Consider the following 2,341-nt stretch of genomic DNA (forward strand, 5'->3'; position numbering starts at 1 on the left):
TGACCACTGAATGACCCGAAAACCATAATCAAAGGTGGGTCAGTTCTCGATGGAAAACCTGGGTCACTTCTGGGTGGAAATCAACAGCCTAGATGTTCCATCCGATGGCGCACGGCACCGGTAGCGTCTCATAGGACTTTTTCAACAGCCCCCGGGTTCACTGGATGCGCAACGCCTTGGCCCACGTCTCCAAAGGCCAGCATACGGTGGTCGCGGCAGCAATCCGGCAAGCGTTCGAACAGCCGGACCCCATCCATGCCGGAGAAATCTGGCGCAAGGTTGCTGAGCAAGTCCGACCCCGCTGGCCCAAGCTCGCGGACCTGATGAACGAGGACGAGGACGATGTTCTGGCCTGCATGACCTTTCCTCGGCGGCACCGCACCAAGTTGCACAGCACCAACCCACTTGAACGCCTCAACAAGGAGGTGAAGCGCCGCGCCGATGTCGTGGCGATCTTCCCGAACGAAGCCTCGATCCTGCGGCTGATCGGCGCGGTGATGCTCGAGACAAACGACGCATGGACCGTCGCGGCGCCATATGAGCCTTGAACGCTCGCTCGCGTCACCGACAATCCCAACATCAGGCTGCCCGCCGTGGCATCCTGATCGAACCCTAACCTTTCCGAGGGTCGGCGCTCATACACCATGCCTTGGGGCACAGCCTTCGCTCTTTCGTTGGAGGGGCATCTGGTCGCGACGGTAAGAACCATGAAAGGTCACGGAAAAACCCGTAAAAACAAGCTTTGGAACAATCCGGTTGCTTCTTTGAGAAAGGCCTTGTTTCCCTAGCCCTTGCCTCATATACCGCTTAGCGGAGTGGTGGCCGAGTGGTCGAAGGCACACCCCTGCTAAGGGTGCAGGCGGGAAACCGTCTCGAGGGTTCGAATCCCTTCCACTCCGCCACTTGCACATTGCAAACCCGAAAACAGGTCCCTCGCGGGGCCTTTTTCTTTATGTGCCAAAGGGGTTTGCAGGGACCTTCTGCCCTTCGGAGACGGCCCAGCCGCGCGAGATCGGTCTCCGAACGCCCACCGTCTCTTTCCACCCGCCCCTCGCTCTTGGCGAGACGGATTCAAAATCCCCATATCTTTCAGTGAGGTGATGGGATCGCGTTGCGCCTGCGTTTCGCTGGTTCCGGCTTGTCTCAAGGCAGGCGGAGACGCGACACGGGCGGCGTGGTCGTTGGTATGTCTTGGGAGTCTTGCGCGAAGTCTCTGATGACAAAAGCAGTTTCGACCCCTAGCCTGGCGCAATGTCGAACGGGGCCTGGACAGATCAAGAGAACGACCTGATCGTCGCGGATTACTTCGCGATGCTGGCCGACGACGTCTCTGGCCGCCCCTACAACAAGGCCGAGCACCGGCGCGGACTTCTGCCGCTGTTGAACGGTCGCTCCGAGGGATCGGTCGAGTTCAAACACCAGAACATCAGCGCCGTGCTGAAGGGCCTGGGTGAGGACTGGATCCCGGGCTACAAGCCTGCCTTCAATTTCCAGATGACGCTGGTGGATGCCGTGGCGCGCTGGCTGGCGCTGAACCCGGCGTGGCTCGGCCGCTATTCGGGTGCAGGAGCGCCGACAGGCCTCGCGGAGGCGCGGCCGATCTGGATCGGGCCGCCACCCACCTTGTCGAACCAACCGCCGCCGCAGGAGCTGGAGCAGATGCTGCACATCGCCCGCAAATTCGATGTCGCTGCGAGAGACGAGCGAAACCGCGCCCTCGGCCGTGCCGGTGAGGAACGCGTGCTGGCGCACGAACGAGCAGCCCTGAAATCAGCGGGCCGCGACGATCTTGCGCGCAAGGTCCGGTGGGTGTCGGAGGAGGATGGCGATGGTGCCGGCTACGATATCGCCAGCTTCGCACCGGACGGCCGTCCGCGCCTGATCGAGGTGAAGACGACGAATGGCTGGGAGCGTACCCCTTTCCACATCAGCCGCAACGAGCTGGCCGTGGCCGAGGAGCGGCGTTCGGAATGGTCCCTGTTCCGGCTCTGGAACTTCGCACGCGAACCGAAGGCGTTCGAGCTGCACCCGCCGCTGGACGCGTATGTCTCGCTGACCGCGACGTCCTTTCAGGCGAGCTTCCTGGCCTCTTGAAGAAGGAATTCTTTCATCCCAGATTGAGCCCAAGGCCAATGTCCGTTCAGACGGCCGTCAACAGACATTTCCGCCCATTCCGGCCATTTTGAACGCGGGAACATCTCTGATGCCTTTTGCAGTCCCTTGGTTATCTCTGCCATGGCGTGTTCACTATGAAGGCTCTGTTGCCCAAATCGGCTGATGGCCAGTGTCCCCCTTCCCCGGACGGACTTATCCCACGGCCTCTGTGACGGGTATACCGAGC

At 61.1% G+C, this 2,341-nt stretch carries 1 protein-coding gene, 1 tRNA gene and 1 pseudogene; all 3 read left to right on the top strand.

The genetic code is table 11. The features are described 5' to 3' along the window. Positions 1 to 152 precede the first annotated feature (152 nt). Positions 153 to 539, top strand: a pseudogene (locus J0F76_RS20495) (transposase); the annotation flags it as partial. Positions 540 to 812: 273 nt separating this feature from the next. Further along, positions 813 to 902, top strand: a tRNA-Ser gene (locus J0F76_RS20500). 349 nt (positions 903 to 1,251) lie between these two features. After that, positions 1,252 to 2,094 carry a protein NO VEIN domain-containing protein gene (locus J0F76_RS20505; RefSeq protein ID WP_207472308.1) on the top strand — a complete coding sequence of 281 codons (843 nt, stop codon included), beginning with the start codon at positions 1,252 to 1,254 and terminating at the stop codon, positions 2,092 to 2,094. Positions 2,095 to 2,341 lie beyond the last annotated feature (247 nt).

Source organism: Paracoccus fontiphilus, from assembly GCF_017356265.1.
Lineage (GTDB): Bacteria > Pseudomonadota > Alphaproteobacteria > Rhodobacterales > Rhodobacteraceae > Paracoccus > Paracoccus fontiphilus.

Bases quoted from the DNA above. Each gene is read 5' to 3' on its own strand.
- J0F76_RS20505 (WP_207472308.1), top strand. From the start codon at position 1,252: ATGTCGAACGGGGCCTGGACAGATCAAGAGAACGACCTGATCGTCGCG.